The sequence below is a fragment of the Ohtaekwangia sp. genome, assembly GCF_036786105.1.
Lineage (GTDB): Bacteria > Bacteroidota > Bacteroidia > Cytophagales > Cyclobacteriaceae > Ohtaekwangia.
The window spans coordinates 24,476-41,114 of the sequence record NZ_DAIQRQ010000050.1; the positions used below are offsets into that span (position 1 = coordinate 24,476).

At 45.5% G+C, this 16,639-nt stretch carries 15 protein-coding genes and 1 tRNA gene; 12 read left to right on the forward strand and 4 right to left on the reverse strand.

Features of this window, described 5'->3' with window-relative positions; translation table 11 throughout:
- The first annotated feature begins 118 nt into the window (after positions 1–118).
- The 5 genes from V7Q33_RS17655 to V7Q33_RS17675 all read left to right on the forward strand — a co-directional run bounded on the left by V7Q33_RS17655 (position 119) and on the right by V7Q33_RS17675 (position 8,376).
- Positions 119–1,906: a YARHG domain-containing protein gene (locus V7Q33_RS17655; protein ID WP_331974359.1), complete on the forward strand. Its 1,788-nt coding sequence runs from the start codon at positions 119–121 to the stop codon at positions 1,904–1,906.
- A complete protein-coding gene (locus V7Q33_RS17660) occupies positions 1,906–2,562 on the forward strand; it encodes a DUF2306 domain-containing protein (RefSeq protein ID WP_331974361.1) in 657 nt (218 codons plus the stop codon). Before V7Q33_RS17655 ends, V7Q33_RS17660 begins: the two co-directional genes overlap by 1 nt.
- Positions 2,563–2,656: 94 nt before the next feature.
- Entirely contained in the window at positions 2,657–4,195 is a 1,539-nt protein-coding gene (locus tag V7Q33_RS17665) for an ArnT family glycosyltransferase (RefSeq protein WP_333820677.1), read from the forward strand.
- Positions 4,196–4,404: 209 nt separating this feature from the next.
- Positions 4,405–7,761 carry a two-component regulator propeller domain-containing protein gene (locus V7Q33_RS17670; protein WP_333820678.1) on the forward strand — a complete coding sequence of 1,119 codons (3,357 nt, stop codon included), beginning with the start codon at positions 4,405–4,407 and terminating at the stop codon, positions 7,759–7,761.
- A 105-nt stretch (positions 7,762–7,866) separates the two neighbouring features.
- Positions 7,867–8,376: an ExbD/TolR family protein gene (locus V7Q33_RS17675; protein WP_333820679.1), complete on the forward strand. Its 510-nt coding sequence runs from the start codon at positions 7,867–7,869 to the stop codon at positions 8,374–8,376.
- A gap of 17 nt (positions 8,377–8,393) precedes the next feature.
- Here V7Q33_RS17675 and V7Q33_RS17680 read toward each other — a convergent pair whose 3' ends face one another.
- Positions 8,394–9,266: a DMT family transporter gene (locus V7Q33_RS17680; protein ID WP_333820680.1), complete on the reverse strand. Its 873-nt coding sequence runs from the start codon at positions 9,264–9,266 to the stop codon at positions 8,394–8,396.
- Between the two features lie 247 nt (positions 9,267–9,513).
- Here V7Q33_RS17680 and V7Q33_RS17685 point away from each other — a divergent pair, with 247 nt between their 5' ends.
- Positions 9,514–10,011, forward strand: coding sequence for a DUF2721 domain-containing protein (locus tag V7Q33_RS17685; protein WP_331974371.1), 498 nt, complete (start codon positions 9,514–9,516; stop codon positions 10,009–10,011).
- Between the two features lie 6 nt (positions 10,012–10,017).
- Here the strand turns inward: V7Q33_RS17685 and V7Q33_RS17690 are convergent, their stop codons facing one another.
- Positions 10,018–10,638 carry a rhomboid family intramembrane serine protease gene (locus V7Q33_RS17690; protein ID WP_333820681.1) on the reverse strand — a complete coding sequence of 207 codons (621 nt, stop codon included), beginning with the start codon at positions 10,636–10,638 and terminating at the stop codon, positions 10,018–10,020.
- 26 nt (positions 10,639–10,664) lie between these two features.
- The gene (locus V7Q33_RS17695) at positions 10,665–11,129 is read right to left on the reverse strand and encodes a MaoC family dehydratase (protein ID WP_333820682.1); all 465 of its coding nucleotides are present in this window, start codon (positions 11,127–11,129) and stop codon (positions 10,665–10,667) included.
- Between the two features lie 221 nt (positions 11,130–11,350).
- Here V7Q33_RS17695 and V7Q33_RS17700 point away from each other — a divergent pair, with 221 nt between their 5' ends.
- From V7Q33_RS17700 to V7Q33_RS23430, 6 genes are all read left to right on the forward strand, one after another.
- The gene (locus tag V7Q33_RS17700) at positions 11,351–11,785 is read left to right on the forward strand and encodes a hypothetical protein (protein ID WP_331974377.1); all 435 of its coding nucleotides are present in this window, start codon (positions 11,351–11,353) and stop codon (positions 11,783–11,785) included.
- A 139-nt stretch (positions 11,786–11,924) separates the two neighbouring features.
- On the forward strand, positions 11,925–12,137 hold the full coding sequence (locus tag V7Q33_RS17705) for a hypothetical protein (protein WP_331974379.1): 213 nt from the start codon (positions 11,925–11,927) through the stop codon (positions 12,135–12,137).
- 173 nt (positions 12,138–12,310) lie between these two features.
- Positions 12,311–13,090, forward strand: coding sequence for a TatD family hydrolase (locus tag V7Q33_RS17710; RefSeq protein WP_333820683.1), 780 nt, complete (start codon positions 12,311–12,313; stop codon positions 13,088–13,090).
- Between the two features lie 27 nt (positions 13,091–13,117).
- The gene (locus V7Q33_RS17715; protein ID WP_333820684.1) at positions 13,118–14,182 is read left to right on the forward strand and encodes an asparaginase; all 1,065 of its coding nucleotides are present in this window, start codon (positions 13,118–13,120) and stop codon (positions 14,180–14,182) included.
- Between the two features lie 48 nt (positions 14,183–14,230).
- Positions 14,231–14,318, forward strand: a tRNA-Ser gene (locus V7Q33_RS17720).
- 257 nt (positions 14,319–14,575) lie between these two features.
- On the forward strand, positions 14,576–14,794 hold the full coding sequence (locus V7Q33_RS23430) for a PLDc N-terminal domain-containing protein (protein WP_414693405.1): 219 nt from the start codon (positions 14,576–14,578) through the stop codon (positions 14,792–14,794).
- Between the two features lie 252 nt (positions 14,795–15,046).
- Here the strand turns inward: V7Q33_RS23430 and V7Q33_RS17725 are convergent, their stop codons facing one another.
- On the reverse strand, positions 15,047–16,435 hold the full coding sequence (locus V7Q33_RS17725; protein ID WP_333820685.1) for an amidohydrolase family protein: 1,389 nt from the start codon (positions 16,433–16,435) through the stop codon (positions 15,047–15,049).
- Between the last annotated feature and the right edge of the window lie 204 nt (positions 16,436–16,639).

The following is a 16,639-nucleotide window of genomic DNA, read 5'->3' on the forward strand; positions in this document are numbered from 1 at the left end:
TTTGACCGGTACTTCTTAAAAACATAACATCTGCCGCGGCTTGTGAGAACAGGCCGCGGTTTGTGTTTTTTATCTTCCTCGCCAGTTTTGTATCTTGGGCAGCACTAACCTCTGCGCCATGTTAATCCACAAGCCCCTCGTCAAAATTTCGCTGTGCCTGTTATTGATCGTTGCTGCTTGCAGCATTCTGAAGAAAGAAGAGCCTGATCAGGATATCGCTGCATTCATGACCAACTTTCAAAACAGTTTGAGCCAGTCTGATGAAGCGATCCTAGGCTATTTCGATGCACGGCAATCGAAAGAATCTATTTTATCAGCCATTCGCATATTGCAAAATAAGGAACATGAATTCATTGCATGTACTGCGGACTTTACTGCGGCCACGATCTCCAAAGAAGAAACCGGTATACGTCTTTCGGTGCCTGTACATCTGGCTTCACAAAACATTGAAGGTGATTATAAGAAAGATGCTACGTTAACCTTCTGGCTGAAGCCTAGGAAAAAGACTTTTGTCATCAGCAAACTCGATGGCGAGGAGTTTTATACCGCGTTCTCGGAGATTAAAAGCGTTTTGCAGTGGAGTGTTGAGCGCATTCAGGAAATAAAGAAGCGTGAGCCGATCTACGCCCGGGCTAAGGCGCTGCAACAGCAATTTGATTCTGTGGTCTGGTATGCGAATTACGATGGCAGGAATTACTTCTACGTTGTAAAAGGAAAATGGAATAGGGATCTCTCGGATCGCGTGGCAAGCAAAGGTTCGGGTGAATATACCATGGGGCTGACCAATGAACAAGGTGCTATTGTAATACCCGTTGAATACGATTTGATAGGCACGATTGGCTTTGCTGTGCCGGGGCTCGTGGAAATAAAAAAGGAAGGAAAGGTTGGTTACTTCAATCTTGAAACCAATCAGCTTATTGTAGAACCGGCCTATAGCATGATCATTCCTTATCCGGCCGATAACGCTTTTGCTTTGGTGAAAAAAGATTCCATATATGGATGGGTAGATCGCCAATATCAGTATCACGAAGGTTTCCCGTCTGCATCGGCAGAACAATGGGTTGCCAAATATCAATTCCTGCCCAACCATCTCGTGATGAAAAATGATACACACACGTTTTGTGAAATTCCGAATGAAGCGAGTGCAGGCTATGGCATCATTATACCCCCGTCTTATCTTGTAGCTACAGGTGTATTTGATGAGATACTGACGGGTATATCTACAACGGCTGTACCGATCAATGGCTGGACGGAATATATTGAAACGAAGAATACACTGCTACAAAGTATTACCGATCAGATACATGCCGTAATCACCACCATCAACGAACGGTATATTGAAGGTCGTGAAGAGTTCTATACATACGATCGTCTCACCCTAGTGAACAACCGGCAGGATACACTGGCGGTAAGTAATATTTATACCAATGGGAAGATTAACTTCCGCAGATTGAATGACGCATTGCTGGAATTACAATATGAGCAGAACGACATGGAGGGAAGCGATTTCGTAGAGTATAACATGCCGGTATATGCCTACTTCCGTTTGGGCAGTGGAGTTACGGCAACGCCTTATACTTCGCATCGCAGTTTTCCGCAGACGCAGTTTGTAAAACTGGATAGCACGTATTTATCCGGAAATTTCAAACGTTATACTGAGCAGGGTGAAGAGGATGCCTCGTTCCTCTCGCTCGCAACGATCACCTACATGCGCAATGAGATACTCGCAGATTATGGCTATCGATTTGCAGATACGGAAACGGCAGATCGCTTCAAATATTATAGCTGGTACAAGCCACAGTATGACAAGGAAGAAGACTTGCAGGATATGCTTACTATGGAAGATCGCCATAACCTCGAGTTCCTGGCCCGGATGATAGCCCGATTACAAGGCAAAGCTGTGTAATGGAGCGGATAATCAGGCTGGCGCGAAACACCGGATTCATGCTGGTTGTTATGCTGGGAATTGCACTGGCTATCAACGCGCTTTCTTATAGTAACTTTGACCCTCACTATAGTTTTCTCAAGCTCAAGCAACAAGCCATTGCTACAGGCTGGTATTTGCCTGCCTATTATTCGCATGTATTGATAGGAGGCATCATCCTGGTAATTGGATTTTTTCAATTGCATCCGGCCTCCATTCGCAGGTTCACAAAACTTCACAGGTTCCTGGGGTATATCTATGTGATGGGTATTCTTTTCTTTGCCGCCCCTGGCGGTATTGTAATGAGTTTGTTTGTAAACCGTGGTCCCTGGGTGCTTGCCAGTTTCCTGCTACAGGGGTGTTTGTGGTTTATGTTTACTGCACTGGCATTCGATCGCATCCGGAAAAAACAAATTGAAGCACACCGCGCGTGGATGTGGCGTAGCTATGCTCTTACGTTTGCCGCCATCACCCTGAGGGTATACATTTTTATTACATCGTATAAGTATAATTTGAGTGAGCCGGAAGCGTATGCTATCCTCGCCTGGCTTAGTTGGCTGCCGAACCTGTTTGTAGCCGAAATTTTTTTACGAAAAAGACCCGATCAGGCAACCAATCGGCCTGCAGCTGGTCTTTAAACGTTCTGTTTTATAAAGTCGAATGCCTCATTTATCAGGAAATTCGAGCACAGAACATGGTTGGGATCATCTTTACCCCGAATCTGAAAAAATTATGAACAACGTTTCCTCAACTCGTACTGAGAACATTATTATCATTACCTGTGCCTTATTTACATTTCTGCTGCACCTCATAGTAAATGTTAATGGGGGATATGGCTTCTTTCGGGATGAACTCTATTACATAGCTTGCAGCGATCACCTGGACTGGGGTTATGTCGACCAGCCACCCTTTTCAATTTTCCTTTTAAAATGCTGGCGCCTCCTTTTTGGTGACAGCCTTGTGTCGATACGCATGTTGCCGGCATTGGCTCATACCGGTACCGTTGTACTGGCCGGTTTATTGACAAAAGAGATAGGAGGGAAGGCATTCGCGGTTGTGCTGGCCTGCCTCGGAATGGCATGTTCACTCATCCACCTGGGAATGTCGGGGATATATTCCATGAACAGCATCGATATTTTAATATGGACGCTCTCCATGTATCTTCTGGTCAGGATCATTCACACACCAAAGCCGGAATACTGGATTACGCTGGGTGTAGTGCTTGGCATCGGGTTGCTGAACAAGATCAGTGTGCTTTTTCTCGGTGCTGGTATTTTTGCAGGCATACTGTTCACGAACCGAAACTGGCTTGGCACACGCTGGCCCTATATTGCAGGTATTATTGCCCTTGCACTTTTTTTGCCCTATATCTTCTGGAACCTTTATCACGATAATGCTCACCTGGAATTTATACACAATGCATCAGCAGGTAAATATTCAGGTAGGAGCCGCATCGAGTTTGTAAAAGAACAGATTCTGTTGCTCAATCCATTGAGCGCTCCTGTATGGATTGCCGGGTTGGCAAGTTTACTCTTCTATAAACCTTTGCAGCGTTATCGTATTTTTGGATGGTTGTATCTCACAGCGTTTGCTATTCTTGTGATCAACCGGACCAGTAAAGGAGAATACCTCGCGCCTGGTTATGCATGCCTTTTTGCCGCAGCCGGAATATTTTTCGAACAAAAATTAACAGTGCGTTCCGTTCGCTGGCTACGCATCATATATCCTGCCTTGATGGTTATTGCAACAGCAGTGCTCGTGCCGTTTGTAATGCCGCTACTTCCTGTAGAAGAGTATATTTCGTATGCCAGGAAGATGGGGATTGAACCCGACTCGAATGAGAACAAGGAACTTGCTGAATTGCCACAGTTCTATGCCGATATGTTTGGCTGGCAGGAGAAGGCACGCGATGTAGCGGCTGTTTATAATTCTCTAAGTGAAACAGAGAAATCAAAATGTGCTATTGTCTCCAATAACTATGGCCGCTGTGGTGCGATCGATTTTTATGGTGCGCAATATGGTTTACCGAAATCTATCGGTAATCACAATAATTATTGGATATGGGGTCCGCGTGAATATACCGGAGAAGTGATTATCATTCTGGGGGGAAGGATGGAAGACCATGTGGATGATTTTGAATCGTGCGAGCAGGTTGGCGTTTCAACCTGTAAGTATTGCATGCCCTACGAGAATAACGTTCGCATCTTTCTCTGTCGCGGTCTGAAATATCCACCAGCATCCATCTGGAAAGATGAGAAACATTACGAATAATGACAGATTTCATGTAGCCACCCCGTTGCAGGCAGGTAATCAATGAGATGTATACCGGGAAATGGGAATTCTAAGTGAAAATACGGACTCATTATTACGTATTTTATTGAGTATGCGATCAAGAATAAACCGTAGTGCTGAGATAGATTCATTCCGTCATCTTTGCGAGTCTGCCGTAATCAGGGGATATTCCGGCAAGCGCATCAGCCATGAAAGTTATACAATACGGTCTGTATCTCATCAGTCTTCTTTCATGTGGAATACTAAACGCTCAATCTACGCTTGAGAAGATTAAATTCTCGCGCATTGAAACCGCTGCCGGGCTTTCCAACTATAGAGTAACCAGCATATTGCAGGATTCACGCGGCTTTCTGTGGATTGGTACCGATGATGGCCTGAACCGATTTGATGGCTATGATTTTAAAATATATCGTTATCACATTGGCGACACCACCAGCCTGCTAAAGAATTCCATTAATCGGATTTATGAAGATAGCCGTGGAGTGATCTGGGTGGCAACACACCATGGTGGCTTACATGTATATAATCGCGACCGCGACAATTTTACCAGAATACGCGGCTATACTTTTAACTGTGAAATAAATGAACTGCAGGAGGACAAAAAGAATGTATGGGTAGCCGGTATAAAATCAGGGGCTGGGTTTGTTGATCAGTATAGTAAAGCGACAGGTCGTCTGGTAAGGAGTACTATACTTCCTTATGCTAATCCAGTGAATTGCATTATGCCAATATCAGATAGCGAATTTTTTATTGGTATGCGCGATAACGGTTTTTATCGGTGGGACCGAAATGAAAATATACTTCATAAGTTTCGTGCCGATAAATCAAATCCGAACAGTGTTGTTAGCAATCTGTTTCATGGGGCGGTGAAAGATCAATATAATAATATATGGGTTGCTACCGGTGGCGGGTTGAGTAAATATGATGTTAGCCGCAATATATTTACCAATTATACTACGCAAAGTAAACCTGCACTTTCTGCTAACAGCATACTTTCTGTTTGCGTTGACGGCGATTTTATTTGGATCGGTACAGAGAATGGTGGCCTGAACAGGCTTGATATACGCACGGAGCAGTGCGCGCAGTTTCGTTTTGACAAGAACGATCCGTCTTCTGTTTCTGATAATTCAATATGGGCAATTTATAAAGATCGGGAGGGGCGCATCTGGATCGGTACCTATTCAAAAGGGCTATGTATAATTGACAGACTCAAGGAGAAATTCCTGGAGTTGAATATACCGCTTGAGAATGATATCGTGAATGCTATCTGGCAGGATTCCAGGAAAAGATTCTGGGTAGGAACCGAAGGAGGGCTAATCATGAAGCAAGGCGATCGCGTAAGATATTTTAATCCTGCAGAAAGCAGGAATGGTACGCATGCCAGCCCTGTGCTTTCGATTTATGAAGACAGTAAGCACGAGCTTTGGTTTGGAACCTGGGAAAGAGGATTGTGCCGCTATAATGAAACATCGGGTACATTTAAACAGTATCATCCGGATGCGAAAATTGCAACCAGCCTCTCTAATCCTAATGTATTTACTGTAGGGGAAGATAAAAGCACGGGGCAACTTCTGGTAGGAACGTACGGAGGTATGAACATATTGACCGATCGAAAGAAAGGTATATTTGAACATGTGCTGGAAAAGAAATTCAAGTTCAATAATTATATCCGTGTAGTGACTCAAGACAGCAGGCATAATATATGGGTGGGCACTATCGAAGAGCTTACTGTGTATGATCCTGCCGGTAAACAGCTAAAACGATTCGATGCATCATCAAATCCAGATTCAATAGCGGTTACAGGTGTTGTGCAATGTATACTGGAAGATAGCAAGAAACGACTTTGGGTAGCGACAACGAACGGTCTTCATTTATTGATTGATCAGAAGTTTAAAAAGCGCTATACCACTCTGGATGGACTACCCAGCAGCTGTGTCGCTGGTATATTGGAGGATAAGAATGGCAATTTGTGGTTGAGCACCTCGGGTGGTATAGCGCGTTTCAATCCGGAGACCGGGGCGTTTCGCAACTACGATGTAAGCGATGGTTTGCTTAGCAACGAATTCAATCCAAATGTATGTTTGCGCAATGCCGATGGTCAATTCTTTTTTGGTGGCAAGGGTATAAATGTTTTTTATCCAGACAGTATCAAAGATAATCCCAATGTTCCGCCGGTATTTATTACTGATCTGAAGCTATTCAATAAGTCTGTGAGTATAGGCGATGAACATGGTATTCTCAGTAAAAATATCATCGAGACACAAGAGGTAACGCTTCCGTATCACTATAACTTCTTCTCTATACAATATGTAGCACTCAACTATACTGCTACCGAAAAAAATCAATATGCCTATAAACTGGAAGGCTTTGATAAGGACTGGAACTATGTAGGCTCGCAGCGCTCGGTAACATATACAAACCTCGACCCAGGCTACTATATTTTCCGTGTAAAGGCCAGCAACAACGATGGCTTGTGGAATGAAGAAGGCACATATCTGATTATTCAAATACTTCCTCCCTGGTGGAAAACATGGTGGTTCCGTTTTATAGCAGTGGTTATTATCGTGGGAATAGCCATAGGAGCGTACAAGCTGCGTGTGCGAAATATTACGGAGCGGAATGAACTGCTGCAGAAACTGGTGACCGAGCGCACGCATGAACTGGCCCATCAAAATGAGGAACTTCGTCAAAGCCAGGAAGAAATATCGGCGCAGCGAGACCTGGTTACTGCACAAAACGAAGAGCTTGAAGAAGCACGATTGACCATTGAGCAGCAAAACTACCAGATACGCTCGCGCAATGCTACGCTCGAAGCTGAAGTAGAAGAGCGTACCCGCGATCTGGAGGAATACAATCAGCAGCTGGAACAATTTGCCTATATATCGGCTCATAACTTACGTGCGCCAGTAGCGCGTATTCTGGGTTTAGGCTATGTACTGGAGATAACGCGCAATAACCCGGACGAACGTGAGCAGATACTCGACAAGATTGTCTACACTACGCGCGAGCTTGATCGTGTGGTAAAAGACCTTAACACGGTATTGGAAGTGCGCAAAAACACAACAGCTGTTATTGTTCCGGTAAATCTGAAAGAAGAGCTGCAAATGATCCGTATCAGCCTGGAGAAGGAGATACAGGAATCGAACGCGGTTATACTGGAAGATTTTTCAGGTGTTGAGGTGATATATACCATCAAGCCCTATATGCATAGTATATTGATAAATCTGATTAGTAACGCCATCAAGTATCGCCATCCGCGGAGAAATCCGGTGATCGAGATACGGTCAGAAACGGTTGGTGAATATATATACATGACGGTGCGCGATAACGGACTTGGTATGGATCTGTCGTTGTATAAGGATAAGTTGTTTACACTCTACAGTCGTTTTCATTTGCACGTAGAAGGAAAAGGTATGGGATTATACCTTGTGCGCACACAGGTAAATGCGTTGGGAGGAAAAATTGAAGCTGATAGTCAACTGAATGAAGGCACTACCTTCCGGTTGTGGATACAAAACCAGATACCGACAACGCCAGCATCTTAGCCCGATACCTTACTTTCGGGATTAGCATTAAATCTTAAACTTTTCGCTATACTGTGACTATTGTCCAGGGGCTGTATTATAAGGGTAACTAAATCCTTATACTATATGGCAGCAATTGCTTCCGCTCCGGCCGCTTCATCTGGCAAAGTTCGCAGAAAGAGGACTACTCTGCACATCGATATGACGCCCATGGTCGATCTTGCATTTTTACTGCTTACATTTTTTATACTCACAAACCAGCTTATCAAAGACGCTTACATCATGAGAGTTACGGTGCCTGAGAAAGCAGAGGCCTCATTGCCGCTGCCAACGGTAAAAGCTGATCGGGTAGTAACGCTGATCCTGGGTGAGAAAGACAAAATATACTGGTATCACGGTATCGTGAACCCGCAGGTGCATGTAACTGATTTTTCAGCGAAAGGCATTCGCGCAATGCTCCTGCAAAAGAAAACAGAGATCAACGGCCTGTATCTTCTCATCAAACCTTCTGAAAAATCGCGATACAAAAACCTGGTAGATATACTGGATGAGATGGAGATTACAAAAATACAGCGCTTTTCACTTGTAGAAATAACACCGGAAGACAAGGTACTGGTAAGCGATTCGAACTTATAGCACCGCGCCGGGAGTGTTTATCCGGACGCTTTGCGCTGGCCTATGTATAGTGCGATCATTACCAATGCGGTGCCGGCAACCGTGTAAAGTGTGAATGGTTCACCTAGCAGTATAGTGGAATATAAAAATCCAAATATAGGGCAGAGGTACAGCCACAGGGAAGCGCGCACGGCATCCGATTTAAGCAGTCGCAACCATAATTGAACTGCAGCAATGGATACCGGAAAGATAAGCCACGCTAACGAGAGCCAGAAACGCAGATCAAAGTGATTAGGCTTCGTGTGCATAATAAAGGCCAGTGGCAATAATAATATACCCCCTATAAATACCTGCCAGGCATTGATGGTAGTGCGCGGCAACTGCCATGGTATAGCCGCATAGTATACTGAACCAAACGAGTATGTGATCATGCTGATGGCTAATAACAGCAACCCGCCCGGTGCGGCATAACTCGTTTGCAGCAGTGGATATGCGGCTACCGCTACACCGGTTATACCCAATGCAATGCTAAGCCACTCCTGCAGCCGTATACGGCGCTTCATCCAAACGGCTGACATTATGCTGATGAACAACGGATTTAATGCAATGGCCAGTGTAGTAATGCCCGGAGTTACATATTGCAGCGCTACCACAAAGAAGCCGAGGTAACAGGTGGTATTGAACAGCCCGAAAATGGTAACATGACGCCATTCTTTACCGACCGGCAAACGACTTTTTTGTACCGTGTATGTAAATGCAAGTAATATACCCCCCGCCAGCAGAAAGCGGATGGCAAAGAATACAAGCGGTTCAGCAGACCTGATTCCAAATTTTCCCGCCACCGATGCGGATGCCCAGAGCATGGAAAACATTAAACCGGTAAAGAAGTGTTTGGCAGAAAGATTATTCATCCAGGCATCAAATCAACGTGTGATAAAGCGGGTGTTATACGGATGCCGAAAGATAACAGTTACCCGGATATAGTGGGGCCAAATTTTGTGTAATACAAGCTATAAATTAACGACAACGATTTAAATCCTCCGTTAATGGATTTTGTAGAAAGATGGCGCCGGGCAGGCGTACATTTTTAGTACCTTTTGCCGGATGGTTGTTGAACCATTGACAGATATTGTTTAGGTTATTTTTAAAGACAACACTATGCGTGAACTATCCGCTGTACTTACAGTGCTTTCGGCGATGATTACACCTGCGGTGCTGATTCTGGCATCGGGGTCGCTACTGCTTACAACGTCGCAGCGCTTGAACCGTGCCATCGACCGCGCTCGCGCGGTTTCAGATATTCTGACGAATTCAAAGTTGATGAATACATATACTCATGAACGTAAGGAATTATTGATGCAGCAAATTGTGTCGTCAACCAGCAGAGCGTGGCTGCTGCAGCGCGCGATCAGTTCAATATGTTTTGCATTGGCTATTTTTGTTGCTACCAGTATGTCGATCGGTGTCATTGAGCTTACGCACATCAACTACATCTGGATACCGGCCGTGCTCGGAATGGGTGGTATAGGTGCATTATTTTATAGCACGATTCTCTTTATTCTCGAAACGCGCATTGCCTATCGCTCCGTGCAGCGTGAAATGAATTTTATTCAGCAGCAGCGGCATGAAGTATTGGAAGCAGCTGTGGAGGAATAATAATAATTACCGATACTCCTGCCAGTTCTGTATTTGCTCAATGAAGTTCGGCAGAACTTCAGGGTATATTATCACGCAGAAGAACAGGCCGAACAAGGCTCCGTACAAATGCGCATCATGATTAATGTTGTCGTTTGCCTTACGGCCCTGGTACCAGGAGAAGAGAATGTAGCCCACACCGGCAATTACTCCGGGAATTGGTACAAAATATATATAGATTTTTTGCAGAGGCAAAAATAGTATAGATGCAAATATAACAGAGGCCACACCGCCGGAAGCTCCCAGTGCGTTGTACTGTGGGTGGTTTCGATGTTTTAGATAGCTGGGTATGTCAGAAACGATAATGCCGAGTAAATAGAGCGCTAAAAAATAATAACCTCCCGATGCTCCGAACAGCATGTTGAAAATATACTCCATGGTTCTGCCAAAAAAATACAGGGAGAACATATTGAAGAAAAGGTGCATGTGGTCAGCATGAATAAAACCGGAGGTAATAAACCGGTAGTACTGCTGTTTGCGGTTGATCATGTAAGGATTCATGATCAGGTTTTGCATCATGCTCTGGTTACTATAGCCCAGAAAGCTGATCACGACAGTGATACCGATAATGATATAGGTAATATACATGCGCCAGGGTAGAAAGAGTTGCCCGTTTATTTAAAGTGATATAGAAATATGATGGTGGCGGTAAATGCTGGCTTCTTGTTGTTCTTGATTTCCAGTTCTGCCAGCAGTTGAGCTTTGGTTACACCGCGAAGATCAACCAGTGATTCAAGTGTCACTTTCAGTCGCACTTCGTCATCGACCAGAACCGGCTGGTTGAATTTTAGTTTTTCGATGCCGTAGTTAATCAGCATCTTGATGTTGTTTATTTCTGCGATCTGCTCCCAGAGATACGGTATTACCGACAATGCCAGGTAGCCATGGGCAATGGTTTTTTTGAAAGGACTTTCTACCGCTGCGCGTGTCGGATCTGTATGAATCCACTGATGATCCAGTGTGGCATCGGCAAATTTATTGATTTGTTCCTGCGTGATCTGAAGGTATTCTGAAGTGCCAAGTTCTTTACCAACGTACTGCTCAAACTCTTTAAAACTCCCGATTACTAATTTGTTCATGCTATACCCGCTTCGTTAATGCGCCCCAATTTATACATTATCGGGAATATTGCTACCGCATTTTGAAGCCTGCACACTTGTCTGATAACCATAAAGACAGAGAAAAGGTGGTGAAGGAGAAAAGACCGACTGACCTTCTTCGTTGAAATTAAGAAGATTTATTTTCTTTGAGGAAGCTTAATTTGGGTCCGTGGTTTTACGGCATCCTGAATGTGCGTACTATGATCAAATCGATACCGCTGATACCTGTATTGAAGGCAACGCCCAAAGTGCTTCCGGGAGAGACCAAACCGCACGTTGGCACCGAAGTGCTATCGTCTATTGCTCCTGAATTTCTGGAAGACTCGTTTGTTTACGTGCACTGCTACTTTGAAAACACATCCAGGGATATGCTGATCCGGGTGTGGCGAACCACTTATCTGGTCGATCGTTTCTCGGGCTCCAAATCTGAACTGGTGCATACTGAGAATATATCACTTGCCCCGATGTGGACACTCATTCCGGACAACGCTACCTATAATTTCCTGCTAGTGTTTTCGGCATTGCCGAAGTCCTGCAAGCAGTTCGACCTGATAGAGGAGATACCGCAGCCTGGAGGTTTCTGGGTACAGAACATCCCGCGAAACGAACGCGATGTATACCATGTGAATATTTAATTGTAGAATAATCACCTCGGCCTGAGTCATGTACTCATGACAAAGTAATCGAAACAACCTCAACAACGCAGGCCATCTTTTTGTCATTACATACCTGGCGGCAGACACATTCACTGCCGGATTTTTAAAATTATATTCTATGAAAACACTTGGAATAGTAGTACTGGCCCTGGGTATTATCATGACAGTTTTTACCGGGTTCAATATCATCACAAAAAAGAAAGTGGTAGACGTTGGTCCGCTGGAAGTTAACAAGGAAGAAAAAACACCAGTGTATTGGTCGCCTGTTACCGGTGGTGTTCTCATCGTTGCAGGTGTGCTCATCCTGGTGGTTGGTCAGCGCAGGGCTTGAGCCTTGCAAATTCCGGTTCCTGAACCACTTGCGGGAGCCGGAGTTCTTATGCTATATATTTCCGGGAGAAACTTTCTTTCTACAGGCGAATAATTCCTGTTAGATGATTCCATTCTTTTATTTTTGAACGATCTTTCAAGCGAAGTTGAGGGATTACGCTAACAGTTTGCAGAATGGAATACTTCATTGATACGCACGCTCATATATACCTGGAAGAATTTGCTGCCGATCGTGCCGATATGCTGGCGCGTTGTGAAGCACAGGGTGTGCGCAAGATCTATATGCCTAATGTCGATCACACCTCTATCGACAACATGCTGGAGCTGGAAAGCCGCTCGCAGGGAACGTGCATGGCCATGATGGGCCTTCATCCGTGTTATGTAAAGAAAGATTTTCAACGGGAGCTATACCTGGTGGAGGAGTGGCTTTCCAAACGGAAGTTCGCAGCCATAGGTGAGATTGGCACCGACCTGTATTGGGATAAAACATTCTGGGAGCAACAGAAAGAAGCATTTACCATACAGGTGCAATGGGCCAGGCAATACAATCTTCCTATTGTAATACACTGTCGCGAAAGCATAGATCAAACCATCGAGCTCACCGGGCAACTATCCGATGGCAAACTGAAAGGTATATTTCACTGCTTCTCCGGCAATCTGGAGCAAGCCCAGCGCATTATCAAGCTTGGATTTTTAATAGGCATTGGTGGCGTGGCCACGTTCAAGAACGGGGGGCTCGACAAAGTGCTGCCCGATATTGCTCTCGAACATCTGGTGCTGGAAACCGACAGCCCTTACCTGGCCCCTGTACCACATCGCGGCAAACGGAATGAGCCGGCGTATATACCCCTCGTGGCAGCCAAGGTGGCCAGCCTGAAAAATATAGCGATAGAAGAAGTGCAGCGCACCACAACAGCGAACGCCCTGAAACTGTTCGACCCCACGCACCAGTAAAACAACAACCAGACTACAACCAAACCTATGGATCTGAAAAAAATAAGTATCAACGCTGCGTTGCCCGGAAAACCCCGGTCGCGCATTCTCATCATCTATACCGGTGGCACATTCGGCATGACGTACGACAAAGATGGCGTACTGATTCCGTTTGATTTTGCTTCCATACTGGAGCATTTGCCATCGCTTAAAAACCTGTTGCTGGAAATTACAGTATACTCTTTCGAAACACCGATCGATTCATCCAATATCGATACCGAACATTGGAAACTCATTGGCAAGATCATTCACGACCACTATCATGACAACGATGGTTTTGTGGTATTGCATGGCACGGATACTATGGCGTATACCGCTTCGGCATTGAGCTTTATGCTGGAAGGATTAAACAAACCGGTGATCTTTACCGGAGCACAATTGCCCATCAGCGAACCGCGTTCTGATGCACGCGAAAATTTGATTACCGCATTGGATATAGCTTCCGCCCGCAAAGACGGAGAAGCATTGGTGCCGGAAGTATGCATTTATTTTGACTATGAACTGCTGCGCGGCAATCGCTCGAAGAAAGTAGAGAGCCTTCGCTTCGATGCCTTCGACTCGGGTAACTATCCGCCACTAGCCAAAGCCGGTGTAAAGATCGACTATAACTTTTCGGCTATTGGCAGGCGCCACGGCAATGGCCCGTTAACCTTACGTACACGTTTTGATAGTAACATCTCTATCATCAAATTGTTTCCCGGTATCAGTCAGCAGGTAGTACGCGGCATTCTTCACACGGATGGATTAAAAGCTGTGGTGCTGGAGACTTATGGATCGGGTAATGCACCTACGTTTCCGTGGCTGATCGAAGAATTGAAAAAGGCAATCGAGCGCGATATCATCATTGTAAATGTATCGCAGTGTCCCGGCGGACGTGTGTTGCAGGGGCGCTATGAAACGAGCAAAAAGTTGCAGCAGATTGGTGTTATCTCGGGTGCCGACATGACAACCGAGGCAGCTGTTGCCAAACTGATGCTGTTGCTGGGAGAATATGGCACCACGCGTACCAAAAACATGGTGAGCTTATCGCTGGCCGGAGAATTGACGGCATAATTTGCAAAGCCCCTAAATTCTTAATTTCTTTGTGCCCCGTTTCAACCAGGAGAGGTGTCCGAGTGGTTGAAGGAGCACGCCTGGAAAGTGTGTATACCCCCAAAGGGTATCCAGGGTTCGAATCCCTGTCTCTCCGCATACCAGATCACAAAACGAACAAAACCTCAAAATTTAAATGATTTTGAGGTTTTTTTATTGCTCGCCTTTTATCATTTTAACACAAATCATCTCGATTCTCAGGTGTTGATCCACGATGAATTACTTAACTTGTAATTAAACGGGAAGAGCCGTATGAACGGAGATTTCACGTACGGTTCTGTGACAACTGAGGGTGAAACTCCTTGAATGACTCAACTGTTGGCAAGCCAAAAAAGAATTATACTTATTATTATCATGGAACTATTGACACCAGGAATTGGCCTATTGATCTGGCAGGTGCTAATTTTTGTGATCGCGATATTGTTTGTGGTATCGTGGATAATCATTTTAAGGACGAAGACTCTTGATTCAAGAGATCGCCTCTCGTGGTTGCTGGGTACTTTATTGTTGCCTGTTATAGGACCATTGATCTTCTTGACGAAGTATCTGAGGACAGGAAGACAGAAGAATTAACGTTGGCCTCCAGGCAAGCATGCGACACAAGCTATAAATCATGGTGGTACTTTGGTTGTTGATGAAGTTTATATTTTCGATGTGTCGCCATGCCTTATAGCTAGACGTAAACGCTAGTGCTCTCGGACACTTAATCCGAACGACAAGTGGAGAGAATCACAATGAATCATCAATGGCAGAACGCTGCTGCGTGGGTCACGGGTATATATTTAGCTAAGTATTGTGCTTGCGGTAGTGATGTCGCAGGCCCGCTTATTTTTTCGTCAACAAATTATCCCGGTCAATAACAACCCCATCGACAATCAAGGTGTGAATGGCTTTCAGGTGTTTGATGGACTCCAATGGATTGTGGTCGAGCACCAGTATGTCGGCTTCCCGGCCTCGCTCCACTTTGCCAAAGGATGTCCAGTTCCACAACAGCGAAAAATTGTGTGTAGCGGCGGCCAGTACCTGGCGGTTGGTAAGGCCGTAGTGAGACAGCATCGACAGTTCGTTATGCAGCGAAATGCCGGGCAATGTGCCGAAAGCATCCGTGCCCGAACCGGTGAGATAATGAGCCCCGTTTTTTACAAACGCCTGGTCGATGCGTACCATGGCAGGTACGGCACGCTGCCGGTTGGGTGATGGATTTTTCGGTTTGCCCGTAGCTTTATCCAAAGGTTCGAAGGTGACATCTTTTTCATCGATGATGGCCGCGATGGGCTCCAGCCAGGGATTGACGGCAAAGTCCATTTCCGGATAGAGTAACATGCCGGCTGTAGGAATAAGGCCCACGGCATGATCGTGGTAGAGCTGGCTCAACTCGAGAAATTTCTTTTCGGACAGCAGGTTGGGATTGCCCGCGATATATTGGTAATAATACTGCCCCGGCGGACCAAACGGTGATGTGGCGTAGGCCTTGCGTGCCGAATCGGGCAACACATCAGCCGAGTAACGAGACACGTGTATGAACGACTGTACACCTGCTGCCACGGCTTCGTGGTACGATGACAACCCGAGCTCGCCCATGGTGGCGATGTTATTTCGCTTGCAGGCTTCCACGATGGTCGGCAGTTGCCCGGGCGCAACAGCATAGTGGACCAGCAAAACCTTCACGCCGTTTTTTGCCAGCGAGTCGATGCGGTGGTTGATCGTTTCCTTGCTCCACGATTCGAGCAACTCGAAGCCCGCATTCTCCGCCGTGCCCACATTGACTCGCCTGGATCGGGCTCCCCAAAAGCTATCAAGCTTTATTTTGGCCGGCGAGGGATTGGCAGACCAGTCGGCCGGCCCACGGCGGCCGTCTTCGGTCAGTACTACGGTGGTTACGCCCAGGTATAAATAAGCGTTGGCGTATGCCTGGTTGTTGATGATGCCGAAACAATCGATCAACCCTGGTACAATGTACTTGCCGGTAACGTCAAGTATCCGGGCTTCTTTGGGTACTTTGATCGATGAGGCGCTTCCCGCTGCTTTTATGGTATTCCCTTCGATGATCACTACGGCATCGGTAATGTCTTTTTTCGAATTACCATAGTCTGTTACATCGATGATGGTGCCGCCCTTGAGCACCAGCGGTGTTTGACCCGGGGCGCAGTAACACACTCCGCATAACAGGAGTAATAAAAGTACGGGTGCTTTCATAACGGGGAATCTTTTCATAACGAGGAGTCTTTTGTTATACGTAACTAAAGATAAATACTTTTAGATGATTACCTTATACGCAATTTGGGTGATGTTGCTAAGCCATAAAAAAATACAAAGGCACCAACGCTGTTGCCAAAATAGTGTTTGAAAAAAACTGCTTCTCGAGACCCAATTGTGCTGATCAAAAAATCGATATCTTTCTCGCTGCTATGTATCAGG